Below are 22,475 nucleotides of genomic sequence, written 5' to 3' on the forward strand. Positions count from 1 at the left end.
GGCGCAGCGCGTGGCATCGCGATCACGATCCAGTCGGCGACGGCGCGGGCGATAACCTATCGCGTCGCGATCGAGCGGGAAGCGACGCCGGCGACGCATATGTGTCGGCCGAAGGTTGCGACACGAAGATCGCGGAGACCCCCGGCAAATGACGGGCCGATGCGTTACCGCGCATAGGCCTTGACCAGATCGTAGAGGAAATCGCGGCCGACATACACCGACTCCACCCCGCGCCGTTCGTTCAGGCCGTGCGCGCCATTGCCGGCGAAATCGCCCCAACTGCCCGGCACGCCATAGGTCGGGATGCCGATCGGCGCGAGATAGGTCGCGTCGGTGGCGCCGGTCGACATGGTCGGGATAAGCGGGACTCCCGGGAAATAGCGGGCGACGAGCTTTTCGGCCGGCACCATGACTTTCGGATCCAGCGGCGGCGGGACCGCGATCGGGCGCAGCCGCCCGACCAGGGTGACGCTCACCTTGGCACCGGCGACCGTGGCGACCAGCGCCGCACGGGTCGTGTCGGCATCCTCACCCGGCACGATGCGGCAGTTCACCGTCGCCCTGGCCCGTTGGGGCAGCGCGTTCGCGGCGTGGCCAGCCTCCAGCATCGTCGCTACGCAGGTGGTGCGCAGCATCGCGTTGAAGGTGCGATCGGTCGAGACCAGCGCTGCGGCGGCGCGATCGTCCGGATTCGCGGCCAGCGCCACCATGGCACGGCCGAGATCGTCGTTCCGGCCCTTGCCCGCCCGCGCGAAATAGGCGCGGGTCGTATCGTTGAAGCGGATCGGAAAGCGGTAGGCCCGCACTTTTTCCAACGCGCTGGCGAGCTCGTAAATGGCGTTGTCGTCGATCGGAACCGAGCTGTGGCCGCCGGGGTTGGTCGCCTCCAGTTCGAAGCTGCGGTTGGATTTCTCGCCCACCTGCATGGATTGGGAGACGAGCTTGCCCTGGCCGTCGGTGCTGCCGCCGCCGCCTTCGTTGAGCGCGAATTCGGCTGCGATCAGTTCGGGCCGGTGCTCAGCGAGCCATTGCGCGCCGTTCATGCGCGCGCCCGATTCCTCGCCGCAGGTCAGCGCCAGCTTGATCGTGCGCTTCGGCTTGAACCCGGTCTGCTTCAGCCGGATCAGCGTATCGACCCAGGTCGCCACCATTGCCTTCATGTCGGACGTACCACGCCCGTAGAAATAGCCGCCTTCCTCGATGAAGGCATAGGGATCGCGCTGCCAGTCCTCACGCCGGGCGTTGACCACGTCGAGATGGCCGAGCAGCAGTATCGGCTTGGCCGTGGTCGAGCTGCCGGGCAACTGCGCGACCAGCCCGCCATCGAGCGGGAAGCCATCGACCGTGAAAAGCGTGACCTGTTCGTCGGCAAAGCCGGCGGCCTTGAGACGCGCCGCCATCTTTCCAGCGGCAGCGGTGCAGCTGCCGGTCGAGACGGACGTGTCGGTCTCCACCAGTTCCCGGTAGATATCCCGGAAGGCCAGCTGATCCGGCCGCGGATCGCCCGCCGGCGCGGCCGAAGCGGGAGAGGCAAGCAGGGCAAGCACGCTTGCGGCGGCGACCATTAGATTCATGAATATCTCCCGAGCCAGATCACGGCATCTTAAGCAGGGGTTCGCCAATCAGCCAACCGATAACGACGGGCGTAAACGGTCTTGCCTTGGGGATGGAATTCACTTACTGACATAAGTGTCAGCAAGGATCGACTCGATGGCCAAACTTCCTCCCTTTCCCGGAACCACCGGGCGCCGCGACTGGCGGACCGCATTCGACGCGATCCGCAAGCTGCTCGCCAATGGCGACGACACGACTCAGGTATTCCGCATCATGCGCGCGCTGAACGTTGGCAGCACGGCCGCGAACTTCGGTCGGTTCATTGCCACCGAAAAGGGTGGGCGCATGGCCTATGAGCGGGTCGAACTGGCGGAGCGCTTCGTCGATAAAGCCTTTGTCGCCTCATTCGCGCCGGGCACGGTCGGGGCGGCCTATCGCCATTTCCTCGAGACGACCGGCTATTCCGCCGATGGCCTGGCCGAGATCAGCAAGATCAACCGCGAAGAGGAAATGCTTCATCCTTACGCCTGGTTCGGCCGGCGGACGCGCGACACGCATGACATCTGGCATGTGCTGACCGGTTACAAGGCTGACGAAAGCCTGGGCGAGGCAGCTTTGGTTGCGTTCAGCTACGCTCAGGTAGGCGGGCTCGGTTGGGCCTTCATCGGCGGAGCGGCGGCCCTGAAGAGCTTGCGCGTGACCGGCAACACGCTGTTCGCCAGGGCCGTCATCGAGGGCTACCGCAACGGGCGGAAGGCGAAATGGATTGCGGGTGAGGATTATCTGGCGCTGATGCACGAGCCGCTCGACGCAGCGCGCGCGCGTCTCGGCATCCGGACACCTACCGCCTATCTGCATGCGCAGCGCGAACTCGGTGCGGAGCTGGCCTCCTATCTCAGCGCGTCCAAGAAGACGGGTGCGGAGCAGCTCGCCGCCTGATCGGCGGCCCTCGCTAGCCAGGTACGAACTGGGCTAAGGCGCTGGCAATGCTGTCGCGCCTGGTCCTTACCGATTTCCGCAATCACGCCGATGCCACGATCGAGCCCGGCCCGGGTTTCGTCGTGCTGACCGGTGAGAATGGCGCGGGCAAGACCAATATCCTCGAGGCGGTATCGCTGCTGGCGCCGGGGCGCGGGCTGCGGCGCGCGGCGCTGGGCGAGATGGCGCGGCAGGGCGGGACCGGGGGCTTCGGGGTAGCGGCCGCGCTGGTGGGCGAGGTCGACATCGCCACCGGCACGCAGCCTTCAGCGCCCGAGCGCCGCATCGTGCGGATCCAGGGCGCGACCGTCGCCGCAACCGCGCTGGCGGAATGGCTCACCACCCTGTGGCTCACCCCGGCGATGGACCGGCTGTTCGTCGAGCCGGCCAGCGAGCGGCGGCGGTTTCTCGACCGGCTGACCCTGGCGCTGGGCCCGGGCCATGCGGTCCATTCCAACCGCTACGAGGCAGCGATGCGGGCGCGCAACCGTTTGCTCGCCGAGGCGAGCGACAGCGGGCGGCCGGCCGATGCCGACTGGCTGAGCGCGCTCGAGACGCAGATGGCCGAGCATGGCGCGGCGATCGATGCGGCGCGGCGCGCGACGGTCGCAGCACTGGCCGAACGGCTGATAGTGCAGCCCGAGGGGCCGTTCGCCCGGGCGGGACTCACGCTGGAAGGCTGGACCGGCGCTGGCGAGACACTGGCGGCCGATCTCGCCCAGGGGCGGCGGCGCGATGCGGCAGCCGGACGCACGCTGGCCGGCCCGCACCGCACCGACCTGGCCGTCACGCATCTCGGCAAGGGGCAATCCGCCGGCCTGTGCTCGACCGGCGAGCAGAAGGCGCTGCTGCTCGGTATCGTGCTGGCCCATGCCGATCTGGTGGCCGAGCGCACCGGCCAGCCGCCGGTCCTGCTGCTCGACGAAGTGGCGGCGCATCTCGATCCGGTGCGCCGCGCCGCCCTGTTCGAACGGCTCGCCGGCAAGGGCCAGGTGTGGATGACGGGCACTGAATCGGCCTTGTTCGACGACGTCGGGACTGAGGCGTTCCGCCTGACGATCGGGCGCAGCGCCCGCTGAACCTCACCTGTCGAGCCGGCTCACACCGCGTTCAAGCGTCGGGCTGCAGAAACCGCTCCATGGCGGGGGCCATGGGAGTAAGAACAATGAACAAGAACCCAATGATCGCCACTGTGCTGGCAGCAACTCTGTTGACCGCGGGCGCCAGCCCGGCGCTTGCTCAGGAGCGCTGGGACTGGGGCGGCGGTCGCGCTGACGATCGCGACTATGGCCTGGTCGGTGCCGGCGTTCCGATCCTCTACCGCGAACTGCGCGCGACGAATCGCGGCCGTGCGTTCGTGATGCGCAATTTCGATCGGGACCGCGATGGCCGCGTCAGCCGACGCGAGGCGCAGGCCGCCAACCGCGCCTTTGCCGAGATCGCCGGACCGCGGCGCGACCGCTTCGACTGGGAGTCGCGCGACCGGGCAGTAGTGGTCGAGGACCGCGGCGGCGGCTGGGATCGCGGCGCGATGCGTGGCTATGGCTTCCGCCAGACGTCGCGCGGCGCGACACTGCGTCTGCAGGAGGACGTGCTGTTCAGGACCGACAGCGCCGTGCTGCGCCCGGGCGCGATCGAGAAATTGCGGCCGCTCGCATCCTATCTGCGCGCCGAGCCGGGCGTGCGAGTGTCGATCGACGGCTATACCGATGGGCGTGGCACCGACGCGCATAATCAGGCGCTGTCCGAACGCCGTGCTGCCAGCGTGCGCTCTGCCTTCGACCAGCTGGGCGTCGTGCGTGCCCGCTTCTCGGTGGTCGGGCATGGCGAGGCGGATCCGGTCGCGACCAACGCCACCGCCGCCGGCATGCGCCAGAACCGCCGGGTCGAGGTGACTCTGCTCGGCCAGCGCGCCGACCGTTTCTCGCGCGCGGATTAAGGCCCGATACGGGGCATTTGAGGGCGGCCGCGCGCGACATGCGGGCGGCCGCCCCGATGCGGCATTTTGCTTCCGTTTCCAGCCTCGAATCCCTATATGCTTGGCATGGCAGAAGATCCCAACACGAACGATTACGGCGCAGATTCCATCAAGGTCCTGAAGGGCCTCGACGCCGTCCGCAAACGCCCCGGCATGTATATCGGCGATACCGACGACGGATCGGGCCTCCACCATATGGTGTTCGAGGTTTCCGACAACGCGATCGACGAAGCCCTGGCCGGGCATTGCGACCGGATCGACATTGTCCTCAACGCGGACGGTTCGGTCTCGGTGACCGACAATGGCCGCGGCATCCCCACCGGCATCCATACCGAAGAAGGCGTGTCAGCGGCCGAAGTCATCATGACTCAGCTCCATGCCGGCGGAAAGTTCGAGAACACCTCGGACGACAATGCCTACAAGGTTTCGGGCGGCCTGCACGGGGTCGGCGTCTCCGTCGTCAACGCGCTGAGCGAATGGCTCGACCTGACGATCTGGCGCGACGAGACCGAGCATTATATCCGCTTCGCGTTCGGCGATGCGGTGGCGCCGCTCAAGGTCGTCGGCCCCGCGCCGGGCAAGAAGGGCACGCGCGTCACCTTCTTCCCGAGCCCCGCCACCTTCAAGATCACCGAGTTCGATTTCGAAAAGCTCGAGCATCGTTACCGCGAGCTCGCTTTCCTCAACTCCGGCGTGCGCCTGTTCCTGAAGGACGCGCGGCACGAGGACGTGAAGGAAGTCGAGCTCTATTATGAAGGCGGCATCGCCGCGTTCGTGAAATATCTCGATCGCAACAAGGTCGCGCTGATGCCCGATCCGGTCGCGATCTCGGGCACCCGCGACGATGTGACGATCGACGTCGCGCTGGAGTGGAACGACAGCTATTACGAGAACGTCCTCGCCTTTACCAACAACATCCCGCAGCGCGACGGCGGCACGCATCTGGCGGCATTCCGCGCCGCGCTGACGCGCACGCTGAACAATTATGCCGAGAAGACCGGCCTCCTGAAGAAGGAGAAGGTGACGCTGACCGGCGACGACATGCGCGAGGGGCTGACCGCGATCGTCTCGGTGAAATTGCCCGATCCGAAATTCTCGTCGCAGACCAAGGACAAGCTCGTTTCGTCCGAAGTGCGCCAGCCGCTCGAAAGCCTGATGGCCGACAAGCTGGCCGAGTGGCTCGAGGAGAATCCGGCGCACGGCCGGTCGATCATCGCCAAGGTGATCGATGCCGCCGCAGCGCGCGAAGCCGCGAAGAAGGCGCGTGAACTGACCCGGCGCAAGGGCGTGATGGATATCGCGTCGCTGCCCGGCAAGCTCGCCGATTGCCAGGAGCGCGATCCGGCCAAGTCCGAGCTGTTCCTGGTCGAGGGCGATTCGGCCGGCGGCTCGGCGAAGCAGGGCCGCGACCGGCATTTCCAGGCGATCCTGCCGCTACGCGGCAAGATCCTCAACGTCGAGCGCGCCCGGTTCGACCGGATGCTCTCGAGCCGCGAGATCGGCACGCTGATCCAGGCGATGGGCACCGGCATCGGCCGCGACGATTTCAACGTCGAGAAGCTGCGCTACCACAAGATCGTCATCATGACCGACGCAGACGTGGACGGCGCGCATATCCGCACCTTGTTGCTGACCTTCTTCTACCGGCAGATGCCGGAGATCATCACCAACGGGCACCTCTTCATCGCCCAGCCGCCGCTGTACAAGGCAACGCGCGGCCGTTCCGAAGTGTATCTGAAGGACGACAACGCGCTCGACGAATATCTCGTCGAGAATGGCGTGGCGACGAGCGTGCTCGAAGGCGCCGGCGGCGCGCGAACCGGCGCCGATCTGCGCAGCCTGGTCGATCATGCACGGCGGATGCGCACGCTGATGCGCTACGTGCCGCGGCGTTACGACCCAACCATGGTGGAGGCGCTGGCGATGGGCGGCGTGCTCGATCCGACCCTGTCCAACGAAGCGCGGGGCACGCTCGTGGCGACGGTGGTGCGCGGGCTCGACGCGGCCGATACCGATGCGCGCTGGTCTGCGACGATCACTGGCGAGGGCAGCATCCATTTCCAGCGGATCTGGCGCGGCGTGACCGATCACCACATCATCGAGGCGGCATTCCTCGGCTCGGCCGAGGCACGCAAGCTCCACGCGCTGGCAATCGAGCAGGGCGATGCCTTCGTGCAGACCGCAAAGCTGGTCTCGACCAAGGCGGCCGCCGCAGCGCAGGCCGAAGTCGATGCGGCCGCGGAAGAAGATGACGCGCCAGTCACGGTCGGCAAGGGCGAGACGATGGTCGCGCGGCCGAGCCAACTGCTCGACGCGATCCTCGCGGCAGGCCGCAAGGGTCTGGCGATCTCGCGCTACAAGGGCCTTGGCGAGATGAACGCCGAGCAGCTGTGGGAGACCACGCTCGATCCGCAGAATCGCTCGATGCTCCGCGTCGAGGTCGAGCAGGCCGATGTCGCCGACGAGATCTTCACCCGGCTGATGGGCGATGTGGTGGAACCGCGCCGGGAGTTCATCCAGGACAATGCCCTGAGCGTGGTGAACCTCGACGTGTAGGATGTTCGCCTAGCGCCCGGGCGCAGCGAACATCTCGTCTTCAATCAGCGCCGGTGGCAGGATGCCGGGTGCCATCACCCGCGCAAACACGTCCTTCATCTCGAAGGGCTGCCCCGCGGTTTCGGCCTCGTGCGAAGCACGCGCAAAAAGATGGTCGAGCTGCAATTTGCCGACGACATAGCTCGTCCCATAGCCGGGCTGACGCAGGTACAGCAGCTGTTCGAAACCAACGAGCTTGCTCTGCGCATTCGACCAATGGCGCGGCGTCCAGTCGGCATGGAAACGTCCCGCCCGGGCGAGATCGCTCTCATTGGCCTGCACATGCAGCGATGCCAGCCCGCGCGCCGCGCGGTTGGACAGCATGATCCAGACGAGTTCCCGGCCATGCGGGATGTCGTCGTACAGCCCCGCTTGCATGACGATTTCCTCCATCGCCGTGGCGAAGCCTTCCGAGCGATCAGCGAAGATGTTGAACAGGGGCGGCGTCTGCCGGATCGGGCTGGCGCGCGGCTCGAAACGAAGGCGCGCCAGTTCGATCCAGTGGGTGGAGTGCGACAGAAGCGGCAGCGGATCGAGCGCCGTCACGTTGTCGAAAAAGCCGTGATCGGCGTCCGGCGCGAGGTAGTTGCTGGTTTGCGCTTCCATCGCCTTCCGGAAATAGGGCTTGTCGGGCACGAAGCCGGTGGCAACGAGGAAGTCGTTGAACTTCCTGGTCTTGGCTTCGGCCATCCGGCGGTAGGCAGCGGCCACGCTGATCGGGGTGATCGGCGGCAGGTCTCGGTTGCGGAGTTCCTCCAGGCGCAGCGACGCAAGCGCGCGATCGAGTTCGCGCTGGAGCAGCATCACCTGCTGGTCCCAGCCATAAGGAGAGAGATTTACCTTCGCGACATACCAGTCGTAATTGGCCTTGCCGACGCCCGATGGGCCGGTCATGCTCGGCGCCTGCGCGACGATCCAGTCGGCAAAGCTGTCGGTCGCTATCCTGGCCGCCCGCACCGCGTTGCGCAGCGCCGGGCTGGCGCCGGCAAGCGATGCGGCCTGCTCGCCCGAAAAGGTTCGCATCTTGAGGTCGCCGCGCTCCAGCGCAGCGAGCACGGCGCTCTGGTCGCGAAAGCCACGGTCGCCATATCGCCACAGATCGGCGGCGTTGCTCCCGGCAAGGTTGGTGCGTGCCGTCGCCAACATGGCTGGCACGCCGCCGACCAGCTCAGTCAATATGCGATCGTCGGCCCGTGACAGCGGATAGGAGAATTTGAACAGATCGATCGTGGGGCCAGCCGAGGGGCCCTCATGCGCGGGCACGTCGCTCTCCTCGCCGAAGACATTCTGGTAGAAACCCGGGTCTCGCGCCCAGGGTTTCAGCACGCGCAGGAAGAAATCAAAGCCGTTCATCTCCGCTTCCACCAGACGCCAATCGTTCCGGTCGGCGGCGGACCAGCCGGTCGTGGCGATGGCGGCCAGACGGCTGCGGTACCGCGGGAGATCGGCAGCCTTGCCGGCCATCGCCGCCGCGCTGTAATCGGGCACACCGGCGCGGATGGCGGGCTGCACGAAGGCACGCCAATCGTTGAACAGCGCGACCAGATCGGCATGGCTGGTGGACTCGGCGGCGGCGGGGACAATCTGGGCACCCGCGGGCACTGGGCCTGTCGTCATTACAAATGCCGCGAGCGCGATCGTCCAGAGAAAGCGTTGCATGATGTACCCCCACATTGCCGCTCAATGGGGCATGCCAGACACTTGCCAGCAAAGAAACCTGCCGCCGCGCCGTGGGCGACAGGTCGCTCAAAGGAACGCACGACCAGAGCCTCTTCCCACCAGCTCCCGCAGGATCGAAGATCGGCGTCGGCCACGGCGACTCGCTGGTGACGAAGAGGAGTTTGCGCCCAACTGTCCTGGTTTTTTACAATGGGCTGGCGGGCACAATAGCTGGAGGGCCACGATCCTCCGGTGCCGGGCCGCGACCTGCCCCACATGGGAGCGTGCGATGATCCAATTTGATCGCACTGACGCTGGTCAACCTCTGCATTCTCGCTGCCATGCTCCTGCGCGGAACGGCGGCCGGTCCGGATGGCGTGATTCGCGGCCGCGGCCTTCAGATCATGGACAGCCCAGGCAAGGTGCGGGCCAGCATCGCCGTACATCCCGCGACCAGGCAGCCGGACGGATCGGCCTATCCCGAGACGGTGCTGCTCCGCCTCATCACCGCGGAGGGGCGGCCGATCGTGAGAATCTCCTCGGCCGAAGTCGGTGCGGCGATGGCATGATCGGCGCGCAAGGGCCGGCCCATGTTCAGATCCTGGCGCGTGGCGGCGAACCGCGACTGAGCATCTTGGACAATGCCGGCAGGCAGGCGTCGACGCTGCCCTGACCGCTTGGACGGCCGTCCGCTTCGCGTTCGCGGAATTGATCAACTGCATCAGCCATGGTCGCCCAGCACACATCTTCTTCCTTCAACCCGGTCGCGGGCCGCCGATGATCGTCCCGGCCGCCCCTGAACGGCTAAAACTGGTGGGAGGCGGTAGCTTGCACTGCTGGCGCGATGCCGCCACCGTTCCCATGAAGAGCTTCGACCTCGTCGCGAGTCGACCGTTTGATGGGCGAAGAAAAGGACCCATCACGATGACACTGCTTTCGAAACTCTTTGGCCGACGTAAGGACGATACGCCCGGGCCAACGGCGACGCTGACGCGGGAGCAATTCGCTGACCATTATGTGTGGATGTTGGCTGAGCAGGCGTCCGAACTGACGGCACAGCGCGTGGACACCGACGTTCGCCTGCGCTGGAGCGACGGCGGCACGATGAACCAATTCCTGCGCAATGCCTATGCACAGTATCTCGCTGACCCGGACTCGATCGAGCCGATACTGGAAGCTCAGCTCGCTGCGGCCCGCGCCACCGCCGCGGCGCAAGGCGGGCTGGATCTCGACCGCGTGCTGCCTCTCATCAAATCCACCGCCTGGCTCGCGACGGCGATCGCTCAGGTGGGGGAGGGCGCGACCTTCGTGACGCGACCGCTCGTCGCCGACCTGATCATCGTATTCGCTCAGGATCTGCCGGACACCATAGCCTATGTGAAGATCAAGGATCTGGAGGGCGTGTGCGACGAAGCAGCGCTGGCCGCCCGCGCCATGTCAAACCTCTCCCGCCGCGTGGCCTTGATGGAAGTGAATGGAGGCGATGGCAGGTATCGGATCGAACTCGACGGCTTGTTCGACGCAAGCCTGATTCTGGTTGTCGCCGAATGGATTGGATCGCTTGACCTTGAGGGTGATCCAGTCTTCGCGATACCAAGCCGCGACCAGCTGATGGTGTGCGGGTCGGCCAACGCGGCGGCAGTGGTCGAACTGGCCGAGATCGCGCCCCAGATCACCGGGAGCGACGCCTATGCGATATCCGGCCGGTTACTAACGCTGAGGAGCGGTGTTTTCGAGATGATCTGAAAGGCGCGGCATGCCGCAGTTTCGATGCGGCCCTGCCAGCATTCCGGGCCAGCATTCCGGGTTGCGGTGGCGATTGGCTCCGCGCTCACCTTCGATCCGGCCGCGACCGCACCCCCTCGGGGCGCCGGGCCAGAATCGCGTTTCCGTATCGGGCAGATTCCGGCACGTCCGGGTCAGTCAGGTCAACTCCGCGCCAGTTCCACTGATAACGCTTTCGCCGCTGCACAAACCCTGAGCCAGCGCGCGCGTTCCTCGACCGCATCGGGAAGCGCACGGTGCGCCGGGATGCCCTCGGGTACCGGCAGGTCCGTATGCGCGAGCAGGTCGCCGACCACGGCCGCCAGACGGTCTGGCGCTACTATGGGTGCGAGGATTTCGCTGGCGCACTCGCGGCGCGCTTCACCAGCGCCGCGCAACCGCAGGCTGTTTCGCGGGGCGCCGGCAGCCCGCAACAAGGCACTGAGCCATTTGCCGTCCCATGACGGCGCGCTCGCCAGCAGATCGTGCCCGGCCAGGACGTCCAGCATATGGTTCGCCACCAGTTCGTGGGAAGTCCCTTCACGCACCAGCGTTTCGCGGCTGATGCGATGGATCGCCTCCGCTGCCGGATCCCAATCGGTCCACTCTTCGGCGGGCCGGATCAGAAATGTCTCAGAGCGGCCATCCTCGAACACCCAGGCCACCTCGATCGGATAGCTGCGCTTGGCGAGCGACGAGGCTTCGAAATCGAGAAAGGCGTGCATCAGCCGATAACGACACGGAAATGCCGGGGCTTCAACAGGAGAAGGGCCGCCCCTTGCGGAGCGGCCCTTCCATTGTCATCCGAACGTGGACAGCTCAGGCGAGCCGGACCCCCGCGGTGGAGGCCAAGCTCACAGATTCTGCCGCGCGCGGCATGTGACAATGAGACATTCGACCACCTCCTTTCCGTTGTTGAACGATGAAACTTATGTGGGCGGCGGCGGGCGCGTTTCAAGCCATCCTGCTGGCGTTGCAGCATTTAAACAGCGATCGGGGGCCAGCCTGCGGGCAGTTCACGCGCACCGCCGATATCCCGGTCCGCGCACGACCCGGCCGGGCGTCGCGCCGGTATGCTCGCCATCCTTCAGCACCTGGACGCCGTTGACGAAGACGTCCCGCATGCCGGTGGCATAGACTTGCGGTTTGGCGAAGGTAGCGTGATCGGCGATCCGGGCAGGATCGAAGACCACGACATCGGCGAATGCCCCTTCGCGCAATGTGCCGCGATCCCTGATCCTGAGGTTGCTGGCCGGCAGCGAGGTGAGCCGGCGGATCGCCTCGGTGAGGGGAAGCCGCTTTTCCTCGCGCACATATTTGCCGAGCAGGCGCGCGAAATTGCCGTAAGCCCGGGGATGCGTGCCGGACTTGAGGAAGACGCCCTCCGGCGCCTCCGACCCTTCGTCCGAGCCGAAGCTCATCCAGGGCAGCGTCACCTGTCTGGCGACATTGGCTTCATCCATCAGGAAATAGATGGTGCCGACGCGGCTGCCATCCTCGACGACCAGATCCATCGCCGTTTCGGCAGCGCTCTTCCCGCGCATTCTGGCGATTTCGGTAAGGGTCTTGCCGGCGAGCGGCTTGAGCGCTTCGTTCCTGAAGCCGACCAGCAACATGCCGTCGGGGCCGGCGCCCGCGAAGAAATTCTCCCATCCCTTGCCCGGCGCCGCCATCTCCGCCGCAACCCTCACCCGCGTCGCAGGATCTTTCAGCCGTTCGATCCATGCTTCCAGCCCCCCGGCCTGCACCCAGGTCGGCATCGCGGCATCGAGCCCGGTCGCACCGGCGGCATAGAGATACATGTCGGCGGTGATGGACAATCCCTCCGCGCGCGCCGCCTCGATCCGCGCGATCGCCTGATCATATTTGGCCCAGTTGCCGCGCCCGGCCATCTTCAGATGGTAGATTTCCGCCCGCGCGCCCGATTTGCGCGAAATCTCGACCAGTTCGTCGATCGCCTCGATCAGCCTGTCGCCTTCCGAGCGCATATGGGAAATATACATGCCGCCACACCGCGCCGCAGCGGCGGTGATCGCGATCAACTCGGGCGTTTCGGCATAGGTGCCGGGTGCGTAGATCAGCGAACTGCCGACGCCCATCGCGCCTTCATTCATGGCCGTGGTGACGAGCGCCTTCATGCGATCGAGCTGAGCCGGCGTCGGATCGACATCGTCCTCGCCGAGCTCATGGACACGGACCGTCTCGGCACCGACGAAACTCGCGACGTTCGTCGATACGCCCTTCTTTTCGAGCATCTCCAGATAGTCGCCGAGGCTGGTCCAGCCGATCGGGAATTTCACGTCGCCCTGGCGTTTCAGGGCATCCGCCTTCATTCTTGGATTGAGCGGCCCCATCGAGCTGCCTTCGCCCATCACCTCCAGCGTCACGCCCTGCCGGATATCGCTTTGGCTGCGGCCATCGGCGATCAGCGATTCCGTCGCCCAGCTGAGCATGTTGATGAATCCCGGCGCGACCGCCAGTCCCCGGGCGTCGACTTCCGAGCGACCGCGTCCTTCGACCTTGCCGACGGCGACGATCCTGTCATTCCGGATCGCCAGATCGCCTTTGCGCCCTGCCGATCCGGTACCGTCATAGATGGTGCCGTTGCGAATGACGACATCATAGCTCTCATCCGACGCCGCCGGTGCGGCCGCCGAACAGAGCAAAGCGGAAACGGCCAGCGCGACCAGGCGGTGGAGGCTCATCGGACGGCCCTTTCCTTCATCGGGGAATCCCGTGTCGGAACGGGCATAGCCCGGTGGAGCAGGCGGAGCCAGCAGCGGCGGGTTACGCCGCCTGTTCGAAATCGATGACGATCCGCCCCTCGATCTCGCCGCGATGCATGCGGCCGAAAATGTCGTTGATGTTCTCGAGCCGGTCGGTCGCGACGGTTGCCTTGACCTTGCCCGCGCCGGCGAAGTCGAGCGCTTCCTGGAGATCGAGCCGGGTGCCGACGATCGACCCGCGCACGGTGATACCGTTCAGCACGGTATCGAAGATCGACAGCGGGAAATCGCCGGGCGGCAGGCCGTTGAGCGATACGGTGCCGCCGCGGCGGACCATGCCCATCGCCTGCTGGAAGGCGATCGGCGAGACGGCGGTGACGAGCACGCCCTGCGCGCCGCCGATCTCCTTGCGGATGAACTGCGCCGGATCGGTGTCGCGCGCATTGACGGTGAGCGCGGCGCCCAACTCCTCGGCGAGCTTCAGTTTCGCATCGTCGATATCCACCGCGACGACGTTCAGCCCCATCGCCCTGGCGTATTGGACCGCCATATGGCCGAGCCCGCCAATGCCGGAAATCGCCACCCAGTCGCCAGGCTTGGTATCGGTGACCTTGAGGCCTTTATAGACCGTCACCCCCGCGCACAGGATCGGCGCGATCTCGACGAAACCGATATTGGCCGGCAGGTGCCCGACATAATTCGGATCGGCCAGCACATATTCGGCGAAGCTGCCATTGACTGAATAGCCGGTGTTCTGCTGGCTCTCGCAGAGCGTCTCCCAGCTGCCGAGACAGTGCACGCAATGCCCGCAGGCGGTGTAGAGCCAGGGCACGCCGACCCGGTCGCCCTCCTTCACATGCGTGACGCCGGCGCCCACCGCCACGACATGGCCGACCCCTTCATGGCCGGGGATGAAGGGCGGGTTGGGTTTGACCGGCCAGTCGCCTTCGGCGGCGTGAAGATCGGTATGGCACACGCCCGTCGCGGCGATCTTGACGAGAATCTGGCCGGGACCGGGCATCGGCACCGCCACTTCCTCGATGACCAGGGGCTGGCCGAATGCGCGGACCACCGCCGCCTTCATTGTCTTTTCCATGAGTAACTGCCTCTGCGAAAGGGAAGATGAGCTTCAGAAGGGGGCGTCGATGTCGACGACGTTGATGAGCTTGTGGTTGACGAATTCCTTGATCCCGAGACCAAGCAACTCGCGGCCGTATCCAGAGCGGCGGACGCCGCCGAACGGCAGATCGGCCTTCACCATCGTGGGGTGGTTGACGAACACCATGCCGGTCGAGATGCGGCCGGCGACCTCGGCGCCGTGCCGGGTATCCGAGGTGAACACCGATCCCCCCAGCCCGAACGGCGAATCATTGGCGATGCGCACGGCATCATCCTCGTCGCTGGCGCGGAACAGCATCGAAACCGGGCCGAAGAACTCCCAGTACCGCGCCGGATTGTCCTCGCCGATGTCCGTCAGGATGGTCGGCTGCACGAAAGCACCCTGATTGGGCACCTCGGGACCAACGGCGGTGGCCGTGGCGCCATGTTCGACGGCACGGCGAACCATGTCCCTGAGATCGTCCGCCGCCTTTTGGGAAGACAAAGGCGCGAGGGTAGTCGAGGGATCGAGCGGATCGCCCATCCTCAGCCCGGCCACGCCCGTAGCGTAGCGCTCGGCAAAGGCATCATAGACCTGATCGACCACTATCATGCGCTTGGACGACACGCAGACTTGGCCGCCATTCCAGTGCCGACCGAAAACAGCCCATTTGACGGTCTTGTCGAGATCCGCATCCGCGAGAACCACAAAGGCATCGGCGCCACCGAGTTCCATGGTGGATTTCTTGAGCGCCTTGCCGGCATGGGCGGCAACCGTCGCGCCAGCGCCTTCCGAGCCAGTCAGCGCGACGCCGTGGACGCGAGGATCGTTGATGATGAGTTCGATCTGCGCCCGGGTGGCATATAGGTTCCTGAACGCGCCGTCGGGAAGCCCTGCCTCGCGCATCAGCGCTTCGAATGCCGCTGCGCTTTGAGGTACGTTGGCGGCGTGCTTGAGCAGCATCGTGTTGCCGGCGGAAAGCTGCGGCGCGATGATCCGCGCGATCTGGTAATAAGGGAAATTCCAGGGCTCGATTGCGAGCAGCACGCCGAGCGGCTCGTGCACCAGCGTCGCCTTGCCTTCGGCCGGATCGGCAACGGGCAATGCCTCGGGCGCGAGCAGCCGTTCGGCATTGTCGGCATAATAATCGAAGATCGCGGCCGACAGTTCGACCTCGGCCGCCGCCTCCGCCAGGAGCTTGCCCATCTCGAGCGTCAGGATGCGCGCATAGGAGTCGGCGTCCCGACGCAGGATGGCGGCGGCGCTCCGCATGACGGTCGCGCGCGCCGCGAACGACGTTTCGCGCCAGGATCGGAAGGCCAGATCCGCCGCGTCGATCGCCTGCAGCACCTCGGCATCGGTCGCGTCGGCAAAGGTCGCCACGATCTCGCCCGAATAGGGATTGGTGGTTGCGTAGGTCATCGAACAGTCCTTTCCGAGCGCCCCCGATGCGCGCCCTGATGGCCCCGTGCGGAAACCATCCCTATGCGGATTGTTACGTAGACTTCGCGATTTCATCGGATTCCGGCACAACCGCGCGGCAAAAATCGCGATGTGCCTGTTCGCCATTTCGGCCTATGAGAAGCGGGACAAAATCGCAGAGGAGACGGGCATGAGGGCATCACTCACGGGCGCAGCGATCGTGGCGCTGGTCGCCACGGCAGCGACGGCAAAGGACCATCCCGCCGCCGAGACCAGGGCGGCCGTCACCGCAGCGCTCGCCGACCCGGCACGGGCCGATCAGGCGGTCGATGATGCGCGGCGCAAGGCCGCCGAGACGCTGATCTTCTCGGGCGTCGGCCCCGGCGACACGGTGATCGATTATCTGCCCGGCAGGGGCTATTGGACGCGCATCTTCACCGGCGTCGTCGGCGCGAAAGGCCATGTCTATCCGACGTGGCCGGCCGTCGCCGCGCCCCGCGCCACCGCGACGGTCGACGATATCAAAGGCCGCAAGCTGGCGAACGTGACCCCCGTCCTGCAGACCGTCGACATCCCCACCAGCGACAAGCCGGTCGACATGTTCTGGACGGTCGAGAATTACCACGACATCGCCAACAATGGCGGCGAAGCCGCGCTCGCGGCAGTCAACAAGGGTGTGTTCGGCCTGCTGAAGGCGGGCGGGACCTATATCGTCGTGGATCACGCCAGCGCGCCGGGCACCGGCATCACCGTCACCAAGACGCTGCACCGGATCGAAGGCGCGGCGGTGAAGGCTCAGGTGACCGCTGCCGGATTCGAATTCGTCGGAGAAAGCCAAGCGCTCGACAACCCGGCCGACAATCACAGCCTGCCGGTATTCGACCCGGCGATCCGCGGGCATACCGACCAGTTCATCTACAAGTTCCGCAAACCGGGCTGACGCGGAGGAGGAAATCGAGATGATCGCGCGATCGACGATCATGGCGTTGCTGGCCGGCCTGCTCGCGGGCTGCGGACCGGCAACGCCCCCGAAACCCGCCGATATCGCCGCGGCCGCCGCCGATCCGGCCCGGGCCAGGGATGTGCAGCAGGACGCACGGCGGCACGGGCCGGAGATCCTGGCCTTTGCCGGGGTGCCGCAGGGCGGGAAGGTCATCGACCTGATTCCGGGCGGCGGATATTGGACGCGGCTGCTGGCGCGGGCGGTAGGGCCCGAGGGCCATGTCTACGGCATCTGGCCCAGGCCTTACGCGATGGAGGCGAGAGGCGACCTGCTTGCATATCGCAAGCTGGGCACGACACCCGAGTTCGCCAATGTCAGCGGGTCGATCCAGCCGGCGACCGAACTCACTGTGCCGGTGAAAGTCGATCTCGTCTTCACTTCGCAGAATTACCACGATTACCCGGACCCCTTCATGGGTTCGCTCGATCCGGCGGTGTTCAACAAGGCGGCGTTCGCGGCGCTCAAGCCGGGGGGCGTGCTGCTGATCATCGATCATGCCGCGGCGGCGGGATCGGGGATGCGAGACACCGATTCGCTGCACCGCATCGATCCGGCGACGGTGAAGGCGCAGGTGACCAAGGCGGGCTTCGAATTCGTCGGCGAAAGCAAGCTGCTCGCCAATCCCGCGGACGATCACCGCCTTCCGGTGTTCGACAAGGCGATCCGCGGACACACCGACCAGTTCATCTACAAGTTCCGCAAGCCGGGGTGAGAAGCGACCAGGCTAGTTCATGCCGATCCGGCTCACGATGAACGCGACGCGCTCGGCTACGGGCGCGCGGGGCAGTTCGATCAGGTCGTAGCCATAGCCGCGATAGGTATCGACCATCACCGCGAAGGTCGCTTCGGCCACCTCCGGCAACTGTTTGCGTTCCGCGTCTCCGGTGAAGATCTCGGCCCAATAGGGCGCGATGAAGACGGACGGGTTGTAGCGGCAGGTCCGCGCCGCTGCGTCGATGTGCGGCGGTACCGGGAGGCCCGAGACGCGCAGGAAACCGACCACGTCGGGCACGCCGCGATCGAGCACGGTGACCGCGCCGATGGCGAGTGCCGCATCATGCGCGGCGATCTCGCGTCCGATCATCAGTTCGGCAAAGGCGCGCTGATCCGCCCAGGGCAGGGCATCGCCACCCGCGGCCAACTGCTCGCGGATCACGGCGCGGCCGACCTCGGGGCTGGTCGCGACGCCGGCCGCGGCGAGCGCTTCGATCAGGGTCGTCTTGCCGGATCCCGGACCGCCCGTGAGGACATGGAGGCGATCGCTATCCATCCGCGCACCATAGGGAGGCGGAGACGCGGGAGTAAATCCCGCGTCACGTCGGTCGCGGCTATCGCCTCGCCGGCCGGCCTTCCGCGTGCAAGCCGCTTCGCGGCCGCACCGCCGCGCAGCTTGCGCTGCGCGGCTCGCGTCAGGCTAGCTTCTCGGTGAGCTCCGGCACGATCTTGAACAGATCGCCGACCAGGCCGATGTCCGCCACCTGGAAGATCGGGGCGTCCTCGTCCTTGTTGATCGCGATGATCGTCTTGGAATCCTTCATGCCCGCGAGATGCTGGATCGCGCCAGAGATGCCGATCGCGATATAGACTTCCGGGGCGACGATCTTGCCGGTCTGCCCGACCTGATAATCGTTCGGGACATAGCCGGCATCGACCGCGGCGCGGCTGGCGCCGACACCCGCGCCGAGCTTGTCGGCGAGCGGTTCGATCAGCGCGTGGAAGTTCTCCGAGTTCTGCAGCGCGCGGCCACCCGACACGATGATCTTCGCGCTGGTCAGCTCGGGCCGCTCCGACTTGGCGATCTCGGCCCCCGCGAAGGTGGAGAGGCCAGTGTCGCCGGTCGTGGCGACGGCCTCGATCGTGCCCGAACCGCCCTCGGTCGCTGCCTTGGCGAATGCCGTGCCGCGCACGGTGATCACCAGCTTCTTGTCGCTCGTCTTGACCGTCGCGATCGCGTTGCCGGCGTAGATCGGCCGCGTGAAGGTATCCGCGCCATCGACTGACAGGATGTCGCTGATCTGCATCACGTCGAGCAGCGCGGCAGCACGCGGCGCGATGTTCTTGCCGTTGCTGGTCGCCGGGAACAGGACTGCATCGTGATCCGCCATCAGGGCAACGACGAGCGGCGCGACATTCTCGGCCAGCGCATGCGCATAAGCGGCATCGTCGGCGACATGGACCTTGCCCACGCCGGCGATCTTCGCGGCTTCGGCGGCGATGCCGTCAACGCCCTGGCCGGCGACGAGCAGATGCACTTCGCCGAGCTGCGACGCGGCGGTGACCACGGCGAGCGTTGCGTCCTTGACGGCCTGACCGTCATGTTCGACCCAGACGAGCGTCTTCATTTCGCGACTCCCATCGCCTTGAGCTTGGCCACCAGTTCATCAACGTCGGCTACTTTCACGCCGGCGGTGCGCTTGGCGGGCTCGACGACCTTGAGCGTGGTCAGGCGCGGCGCGACATCGACGCCGTAATCGGCCGGCGTTTTCTGCGCGAGCGGCTTGGACTTGGCCTTCATGATGTTGGGCAGCGACGCATAGCGCGGCTCGTTCAGGCGCAGATCGGTGGTAATGATCGCGGGAAGCTTGAGCGTCTCGGTTTCCGAGCCGCCGTCGACTTCACGCGTCACGGTCACCGAATCGCTGGTCAGTTCGACCTTGGAGGCGAAGGTCGCCTGGCCGACGCCGAGCAGGCCCGCGAGCATCTGGCCGGTCTGGTTGTTGTCGTCGTCGATCGCCTGCTTGCCGAGGATGACGAGATCGGGCTTTTCCTCCTCGACGATCTTCGCGAGCAGCTTGGCCACGCCGAGCGGCTCGACCTTCTCTTCCGAAACGACGAGGATCGCGCGGTCAGCGCCCATAGCGAGCGCAGTGCGCAGCGTTTCCTGGGCCTTTTGCTCGCCGATCGAGACGACGACGATCTCGGTGACGCCCTTGTCCTTCAGGCGGATCGCCTCTTCGACCGCGATCTCGTCGAACGGGTTCATGCTCATCTTGACGTTGGCCAGATCGACCCCCGTCCCGTCCGCCTTGACCCGGGGCTTTACGTTATAGTCAAGCACACGCTTGACCGGGACCAGCACCTTCATTGCAAACTCTCCTGCGTCCAAACCAGCCCCTGGGGAGGAAGGCGTGGCACGATAGCGACGTTACGCGGCCGCCTTGACCTCGGCGACGATCTTGCGGGCGGCATCGCCCAGATCGTTGGCGGGGACGATGGCGAGCCCGGAGGTCGAGAGGATCTTCTTGCCCTCCTCGACATTGGTGCCTTCGAGCCGGACGACCAGCGGCACCGAGAGGTTCACTTCCTTCGCCGCGGCGACGATGCCCTCGGCGATGATGTCACACTTCATGATGCCGCCGAAGATGTTGACCAGGATGCCCTTCACCGCAGGATCGGCGAGAATGATCTTGAACGCCGCGGTCACCTTCTCCTTGTTGGCGCCGCCGCCGACATCGAGGAAGTTGGCCGGGAACATCCCGTTGAGCTTGATGATGTCCATCGTCGCCATAGCGAGGCCGGCGCCGTTGACCATGCAGCCGATATCGCCGTCGAGCTTGATATAGGCGAGGTCGTACTTGGACGCTTCGAGCTCTGACGGATCCTCCTCCGTCTCGTCGCGCAGCTCCATCAGATCCTTGTGGCGGAACAGCGCGTTGGTGTCGAAGCCGACCTTGGCATCGAGCACGAGCAGCTTGCCATCGTCCGTGACGGCGAGCGGGTTGATCTCGATCTGCGCGGCATCGGTGCCGAGGAACGCATCGTACAGCTTCGACGCGACATTGGCCGCCTGCTTGGCGAGATCGCCCTTCAGGCCGAGCGCGTTCGCGACGGCGCGGCCGTGATGCGGCATGAAACCGGTCGCCGGATCGACGTCGAAGGTCTGGATCTTCTCGGGCGAATCATGCGCGACGGTCTCGATGTCCATGCCGCCTTCAGTCGAGACGACCAGCGCGACGCGACCGGTGACCCGGTCGACGAGCAGCGCGAGGTAGAATTCCTTGGCGATATCGACGCCGTCAGTGACGTAGAGGCGGTTGACCTGCTTGCCATGCTCGCCGGTCTGCACCGTGACAAGCGTGTTGCCGAGCATGTCGATCGCCGCCGCGCGGACTTCGTCGGCGGTGCGGGCGAGGCGGACGCCGCCCTTGGCGTCGGGGCCGAGTTCCTTGAACTTGCCCTTGCCGCGGCCGCCCGCGTGGATCTGCGCCTTTACCACATAAAGCGGCCCGGGCAGCTTCGCCGCCGCGGCCACCGCCTCATCCACGCTCAACGCCGCAAAGCCTGCCGGCACGGGCACGCCGAATTTGGCGAGAAGCTCCTTGGCCTGGTATTCGTGGATGTTCATGGGGCTCTCTTGCCTTTCGAAGATCGGGGATGGGTGTGCCTTAAGCACAGCGGGCGAGGCGAATCCACCCCGCTCGCGCCTTAGCGGAGGAGACCGGTCGCGCACAGCGCGGCCGAACTGGCCGTCACGCCGACGATCTGGGGATCGTGAAGCGAGCGCAGCCGATGGAGCAGCTCATCGATATCGCGCGAGCGATCAGCCTTGCCGAGCGCCGCAAGCCGGCGCAGCTGAGTCAGCGAGAGCCGGTCGACCATGCGCTTCGCCATGCACGACGCGACCGGCCGGGAGATGCCGGCATCGATCAGCCCCTGCCGAGTCATCGCCTCCGGCGTCGAGCAGGCCGCCAGCGCCAGCAGCAGGCCCATCGTCAAAATCTTGCGCATGCCGGCATCCTTTCGTGCAACCGGGAACCTGCGCCGCTATATCGTGACCCATGTCCTGGATCACCAGCCTTCTCCTGTTCGTCGCCACCATCATCGGCATGGAGGGCTTCGCCTATGTCGCGCACCGCTGGATCATGCATGGGCCGGGCTGGTTCCTGCATGCCAGCCATCACCGTCCGCGCCATGGCAACTGGGAGCTGAACGACCTGTATGCAGCGATCTTCGCGGTACCGTCCTTCGTGCTGCTGCTCGGTGGGGCGCAGCTCGGCTGGTGGCCCGGCTTCATCTGGATCGGCGCGGGAATCGCGGCTTATGGCGCGATCTATTTCGGCTTCCACGACATCATCGTGCACAAGCGGCTGAACCACCGCTATCTGCCCAAATCCGTCTATATGAAGCGGATCATCCAGGCGCACCGGCTGCATCATGTCGTCGAGACCAAAGGCGGAAACGTCAGTTTCGGCTTTCTCTATGCGCCGAAACCGGAGGCGCTGAAGGCCGAGCTCAAGCGGCGTGGCCATGCCGGGGTGCGCGCGCCGGCCGGCGAGTCGGCATCCGGGGCAACGGAGCGCTAGATGTTCGACTGGCTCGGCCGCACCATGCTGCTGATCCTGAGCGGGCTTGCCACCTTCGCGATCCTCGCCTCGCTCGAATCCGCCTCGCGCGGCAACGGCACGCTGCGCAGCGGGATGCCGCCGGCGGAAAGCGCACCCGATCCCCGCGCGCCACCACCCGAAGCCGTGCGGGAAGCGCTGGGGCCGCGTGCCAGAATGCCCGGAACGCCGATTCCCGCCGGCCAGCCCGCCCAGCGAGTCGCGGTGCCGGGCGCCGCGGCGCAGGACGCCGGCGCGCAATTGCTCGAGGCGCTGACCTATGCCGTGCTGGCGCTCGCCGGCTTCGCCGCGGCGATCCTGATCGTGCTGCTGCGGATCACCGCTCATCTCGCGCGCATCGCCGAGCGGAGCTGAG

21 protein-coding genes are annotated in these 22,475 nt (G+C 66.0%); 10 read left to right on the forward strand and 11 right to left on the reverse strand.

The annotated features are described in order from the left end of the window. Window positions 1–164: 164 nt before the first annotated feature. Entirely contained in the window at window positions 165–1,565 is a 1,401-nt protein-coding gene (locus U1769_RS05330; RefSeq protein ID WP_443030207.1) for a M20/M25/M40 family metallo-hydrolase, read from the reverse strand. Window positions 1,566–1,710: 145 nt separating this feature from the next. On the opposite strand from U1769_RS05330, the gene U1769_RS05335 reads away from it, so the two are divergent. The 4 genes from U1769_RS05335 to gyrB all read left to right on the forward strand — a co-directional run bounded on the left by U1769_RS05335 (window position 1,711) and on the right by gyrB (window position 7,066). Next, on the forward strand, window positions 1,711–2,493 hold the full coding sequence (locus U1769_RS05335) for a Coq4 family protein (RefSeq protein WP_332712957.1): 783 nt from the start codon (window positions 1,711–1,713) through the stop codon (window positions 2,491–2,493). Between the two features lie 47 nt (window positions 2,494–2,540). Further along, window positions 2,541–3,611, forward strand: a complete 1,071-nt coding sequence (gene recF / locus U1769_RS05340; RefSeq protein ID WP_332712960.1) for a DNA replication/repair protein RecF — start codon at window positions 2,541–2,543, stop codon at window positions 3,609–3,611. 86 nt (window positions 3,612–3,697) lie between these two features. Further along, window positions 3,698–4,471: an OmpA family protein gene (locus U1769_RS05345; protein ID WP_332712963.1), complete on the forward strand. Its 774-nt coding sequence runs from the start codon at window positions 3,698–3,700 to the stop codon at window positions 4,469–4,471. A gap of 105 nt (window positions 4,472–4,576) precedes the next feature. Continuing rightward, window positions 4,577–7,066 carry a DNA topoisomerase (ATP-hydrolyzing) subunit B gene (gene gyrB, locus U1769_RS05350; RefSeq protein ID WP_332712966.1) on the forward strand — a complete coding sequence of 830 codons (2,490 nt, stop codon included), beginning with the start codon at window positions 4,577–4,579 and terminating at the stop codon, window positions 7,064–7,066. Window positions 7,067–7,075: 9 nt separating this feature from the next. Here the strand turns inward: gyrB and U1769_RS05355 are convergent, their stop codons facing one another. Then, window positions 7,076–8,764, reverse strand: coding sequence for a hypothetical protein (locus U1769_RS05355; RefSeq protein ID WP_332712969.1), 1,689 nt, complete (start codon window positions 8,762–8,764; stop codon window positions 7,076–7,078). Window positions 8,765–9,063: 299 nt separating this feature from the next. On the opposite strand from U1769_RS05355, the gene U1769_RS05360 reads away from it, so the two are divergent. Next, on the forward strand, window positions 9,064–9,333 hold the full coding sequence (locus tag U1769_RS05360; protein ID WP_332712972.1) for a hypothetical protein: 270 nt from the start codon (window positions 9,064–9,066) through the stop codon (window positions 9,331–9,333). 208 nt (window positions 9,334–9,541) lie between these two features. After that, window positions 9,542–10,510, forward strand: coding sequence for a DUF1444 domain-containing protein (locus U1769_RS05365; protein WP_332712974.1), 969 nt, complete (start codon window positions 9,542–9,544; stop codon window positions 10,508–10,510). Between the two features lie 182 nt (window positions 10,511–10,692). Here U1769_RS05365 and U1769_RS05370 read toward each other — a convergent pair whose 3' ends face one another. The 4 genes from U1769_RS05370 to U1769_RS05385 all read right to left on the reverse strand — a co-directional run bounded on the left by U1769_RS05370 (window position 10,693) and on the right by U1769_RS05385 (window position 15,775). Continuing rightward, the gene (locus U1769_RS05370; RefSeq protein ID WP_332712977.1) at window positions 10,693–11,253 is read right to left on the reverse strand and encodes a 3'-5' exonuclease; all 561 of its coding nucleotides are present in this window, start codon (window positions 11,251–11,253) and stop codon (window positions 10,693–10,695) included. Between the two features lie 291 nt (window positions 11,254–11,544). Continuing rightward, window positions 11,545–13,233, reverse strand: coding sequence for an N-acyl-D-amino-acid deacylase family protein (locus tag U1769_RS05375; protein WP_332712980.1), 1,689 nt, complete (start codon window positions 13,231–13,233; stop codon window positions 11,545–11,547). Window positions 13,234–13,315: 82 nt separating this feature from the next. Continuing rightward, complete coding sequence (gene adhP / locus U1769_RS05380) at window positions 13,316–14,350, reverse strand: alcohol dehydrogenase AdhP (protein WP_332712983.1); 1,035 nt, start codon at window positions 14,348–14,350, stop codon at window positions 13,316–13,318. 33 nt (window positions 14,351–14,383) lie between these two features. Next, window positions 14,384–15,775, reverse strand: coding sequence for an NAD-dependent succinate-semialdehyde dehydrogenase (locus U1769_RS05385; RefSeq protein ID WP_332712986.1), 1,392 nt, complete (start codon window positions 15,773–15,775; stop codon window positions 14,384–14,386). Window positions 15,776–15,965: 190 nt separating this feature from the next. Here U1769_RS05385 and U1769_RS05390 point away from each other — a divergent pair, with 190 nt between their 5' ends. Then, on the forward strand, window positions 15,966–16,715 hold the full coding sequence (locus U1769_RS05390) for a class I SAM-dependent methyltransferase (protein WP_332712989.1): 750 nt from the start codon (window positions 15,966–15,968) through the stop codon (window positions 16,713–16,715). Window positions 16,716–16,734: 19 nt separating this feature from the next. Further along, entirely contained in the window at window positions 16,735–17,490 is a 756-nt protein-coding gene (locus tag U1769_RS05395; RefSeq protein ID WP_332712992.1) for a class I SAM-dependent methyltransferase, read from the forward strand. Between the two features lie 12 nt (window positions 17,491–17,502). Here U1769_RS05395 and U1769_RS05400 read toward each other — a convergent pair whose 3' ends face one another. From U1769_RS05400 to U1769_RS05420, 5 genes are all read right to left on the reverse strand, one after another. Then, complete coding sequence (locus U1769_RS05400) at window positions 17,503–18,048, reverse strand: AAA family ATPase (protein WP_332712995.1); 546 nt, start codon at window positions 18,046–18,048, stop codon at window positions 17,503–17,505. A gap of 139 nt (window positions 18,049–18,187) precedes the next feature. Further along, window positions 18,188–19,120 (reverse strand): electron transfer flavoprotein subunit alpha/FixB family protein, encoded by a 933-nt coding sequence (locus U1769_RS05405; protein WP_332712997.1) that lies wholly within the window; start codon window positions 19,118–19,120, stop codon window positions 18,188–18,190. Beyond that, on the reverse strand, window positions 19,117–19,863 hold the full coding sequence (locus U1769_RS05410; protein WP_332713000.1) for an electron transfer flavoprotein subunit beta/FixA family protein: 747 nt from the start codon (window positions 19,861–19,863) through the stop codon (window positions 19,117–19,119). Before U1769_RS05410 ends, U1769_RS05405 begins: the two co-directional genes overlap by 4 nt. Before the next feature lie 60 nt (window positions 19,864–19,923). Further along, window positions 19,924–21,123 (reverse strand): ADP-forming succinate--CoA ligase subunit beta, encoded by a 1,200-nt coding sequence (sucC, locus tag U1769_RS05415; protein WP_332713003.1) that lies wholly within the window; start codon window positions 21,121–21,123, stop codon window positions 19,924–19,926. 80 nt (window positions 21,124–21,203) lie between these two features. Then, window positions 21,204–21,506, reverse strand: a complete 303-nt coding sequence (locus U1769_RS05420; protein WP_332713006.1) for a hypothetical protein — start codon at window positions 21,504–21,506, stop codon at window positions 21,204–21,206. Between the two features lie 50 nt (window positions 21,507–21,556). Between U1769_RS05420 and U1769_RS05425 the strand changes: the two genes are divergently transcribed. Together U1769_RS05425 and U1769_RS05430 are read left to right on the forward strand one after the other, a co-directional pair. After that, window positions 21,557–22,081, forward strand: coding sequence for a sterol desaturase family protein (locus U1769_RS05425; protein WP_332713008.1), 525 nt, complete (start codon window positions 21,557–21,559; stop codon window positions 22,079–22,081). After that, entirely contained in the window at window positions 22,082–22,474 is a 393-nt protein-coding gene (locus U1769_RS05430) for a hypothetical protein (RefSeq protein WP_332713011.1), read from the forward strand. Window position 22,475: the final 1 nt, after the last annotated feature.

The sequence above is a fragment of the Parasphingomonas zepuensis genome (assembly GCF_036663735.1).
GTDB lineage: Bacteria > Pseudomonadota > Alphaproteobacteria > Sphingomonadales > Sphingomonadaceae > Sphingomonas.

Bases quoted from the DNA above. Each gene is read 5' to 3' on its own strand.
- U1769_RS05365 (WP_332712974.1), top strand. From the start codon at position 9,542: ATGATCGTCCCGGCCGCCCCTGAACGGCTAAAACTGGTGGGAGGCGGT.
- U1769_RS05395 (WP_332712992.1), top strand. From the start codon at position 16,735: ATGATCGCGCGATCGACGATCATGGCGTTGCTGGCCGGCCTGCTCGCG.
- U1769_RS05355 (WP_332712969.1), bottom strand. From the start codon at position 8,764: ATGCAACGCTTTCTCTGGACGATCGCGCTCGCGGCATTTGTAATGACG.
- recF (WP_332712960.1), top strand. From the start codon at position 2,541: ATGCTGTCGCGCCTGGTCCTTACCGATTTCCGCAATCACGCCGATGCC.
- gyrB (WP_332712966.1), top strand. From the start codon at position 4,577: ATGGCAGAAGATCCCAACACGAACGATTACGGCGCAGATTCCATCAAG.
- U1769_RS05385 (WP_332712986.1), bottom strand. From the start codon at position 15,775: ATGACCTACGCAACCACCAATCCCTATTCGGGCGAGATCGTGGCGACC.
- U1769_RS05330 (WP_443030207.1), bottom strand. From the start codon at position 1,565: ATGGTCGCCGCCGCAAGCGTGCTTGCCCTGCTTGCCTCTCCCGCTTCG.
- U1769_RS05405 (WP_332712997.1), bottom strand. From the start codon at position 19,120: ATGAAGACGCTCGTCTGGGTCGAACATGACGGTCAGGCCGTCAAGGAC.
- U1769_RS05375 (WP_332712980.1), bottom strand. From the start codon at position 13,233: ATGAGCCTCCACCGCCTGGTCGCGCTGGCCGTTTCCGCTTTGCTCTGT.
- U1769_RS05420 (WP_332713006.1), bottom strand. From the start codon at position 21,506: ATGCGCAAGATTTTGACGATGGGCCTGCTGCTGGCGCTGGCGGCCTGC.
- U1769_RS05370 (WP_332712977.1), bottom strand. From the start codon at position 11,253: ATGCACGCCTTTCTCGATTTCGAAGCCTCGTCGCTCGCCAAGCGCAGC.
- adhP (WP_332712983.1), bottom strand. From the start codon at position 14,350: ATGGAAAAGACAATGAAGGCGGCGGTGGTCCGCGCATTCGGCCAGCCC.
- U1769_RS05390 (WP_332712989.1), top strand. From the start codon at position 15,966: ATGAGGGCATCACTCACGGGCGCAGCGATCGTGGCGCTGGTCGCCACG.
- U1769_RS05335 (WP_332712957.1), top strand. From the start codon at position 1,711: ATGGCCAAACTTCCTCCCTTTCCCGGAACCACCGGGCGCCGCGACTGG.
- U1769_RS05345 (WP_332712963.1), top strand. From the start codon at position 3,698: ATGAACAAGAACCCAATGATCGCCACTGTGCTGGCAGCAACTCTGTTG.
- sucC (WP_332713003.1), bottom strand. From the start codon at position 21,123: ATGAACATCCACGAATACCAGGCCAAGGAGCTTCTCGCCAAATTCGGC.
- U1769_RS05430 (WP_332713011.1), top strand. From the start codon at position 22,082: ATGTTCGACTGGCTCGGCCGCACCATGCTGCTGATCCTGAGCGGGCTT.
- U1769_RS05410 (WP_332713000.1), bottom strand. From the start codon at position 19,863: ATGAAGGTGCTGGTCCCGGTCAAGCGTGTGCTTGACTATAACGTAAAG.
- U1769_RS05425 (WP_332713008.1), top strand. From the start codon at position 21,557: ATGTCCTGGATCACCAGCCTTCTCCTGTTCGTCGCCACCATCATCGGC.
- U1769_RS05400 (WP_332712995.1), bottom strand. From the start codon at position 18,048: ATGGATAGCGATCGCCTCCATGTCCTCACGGGCGGTCCGGGATCCGGC.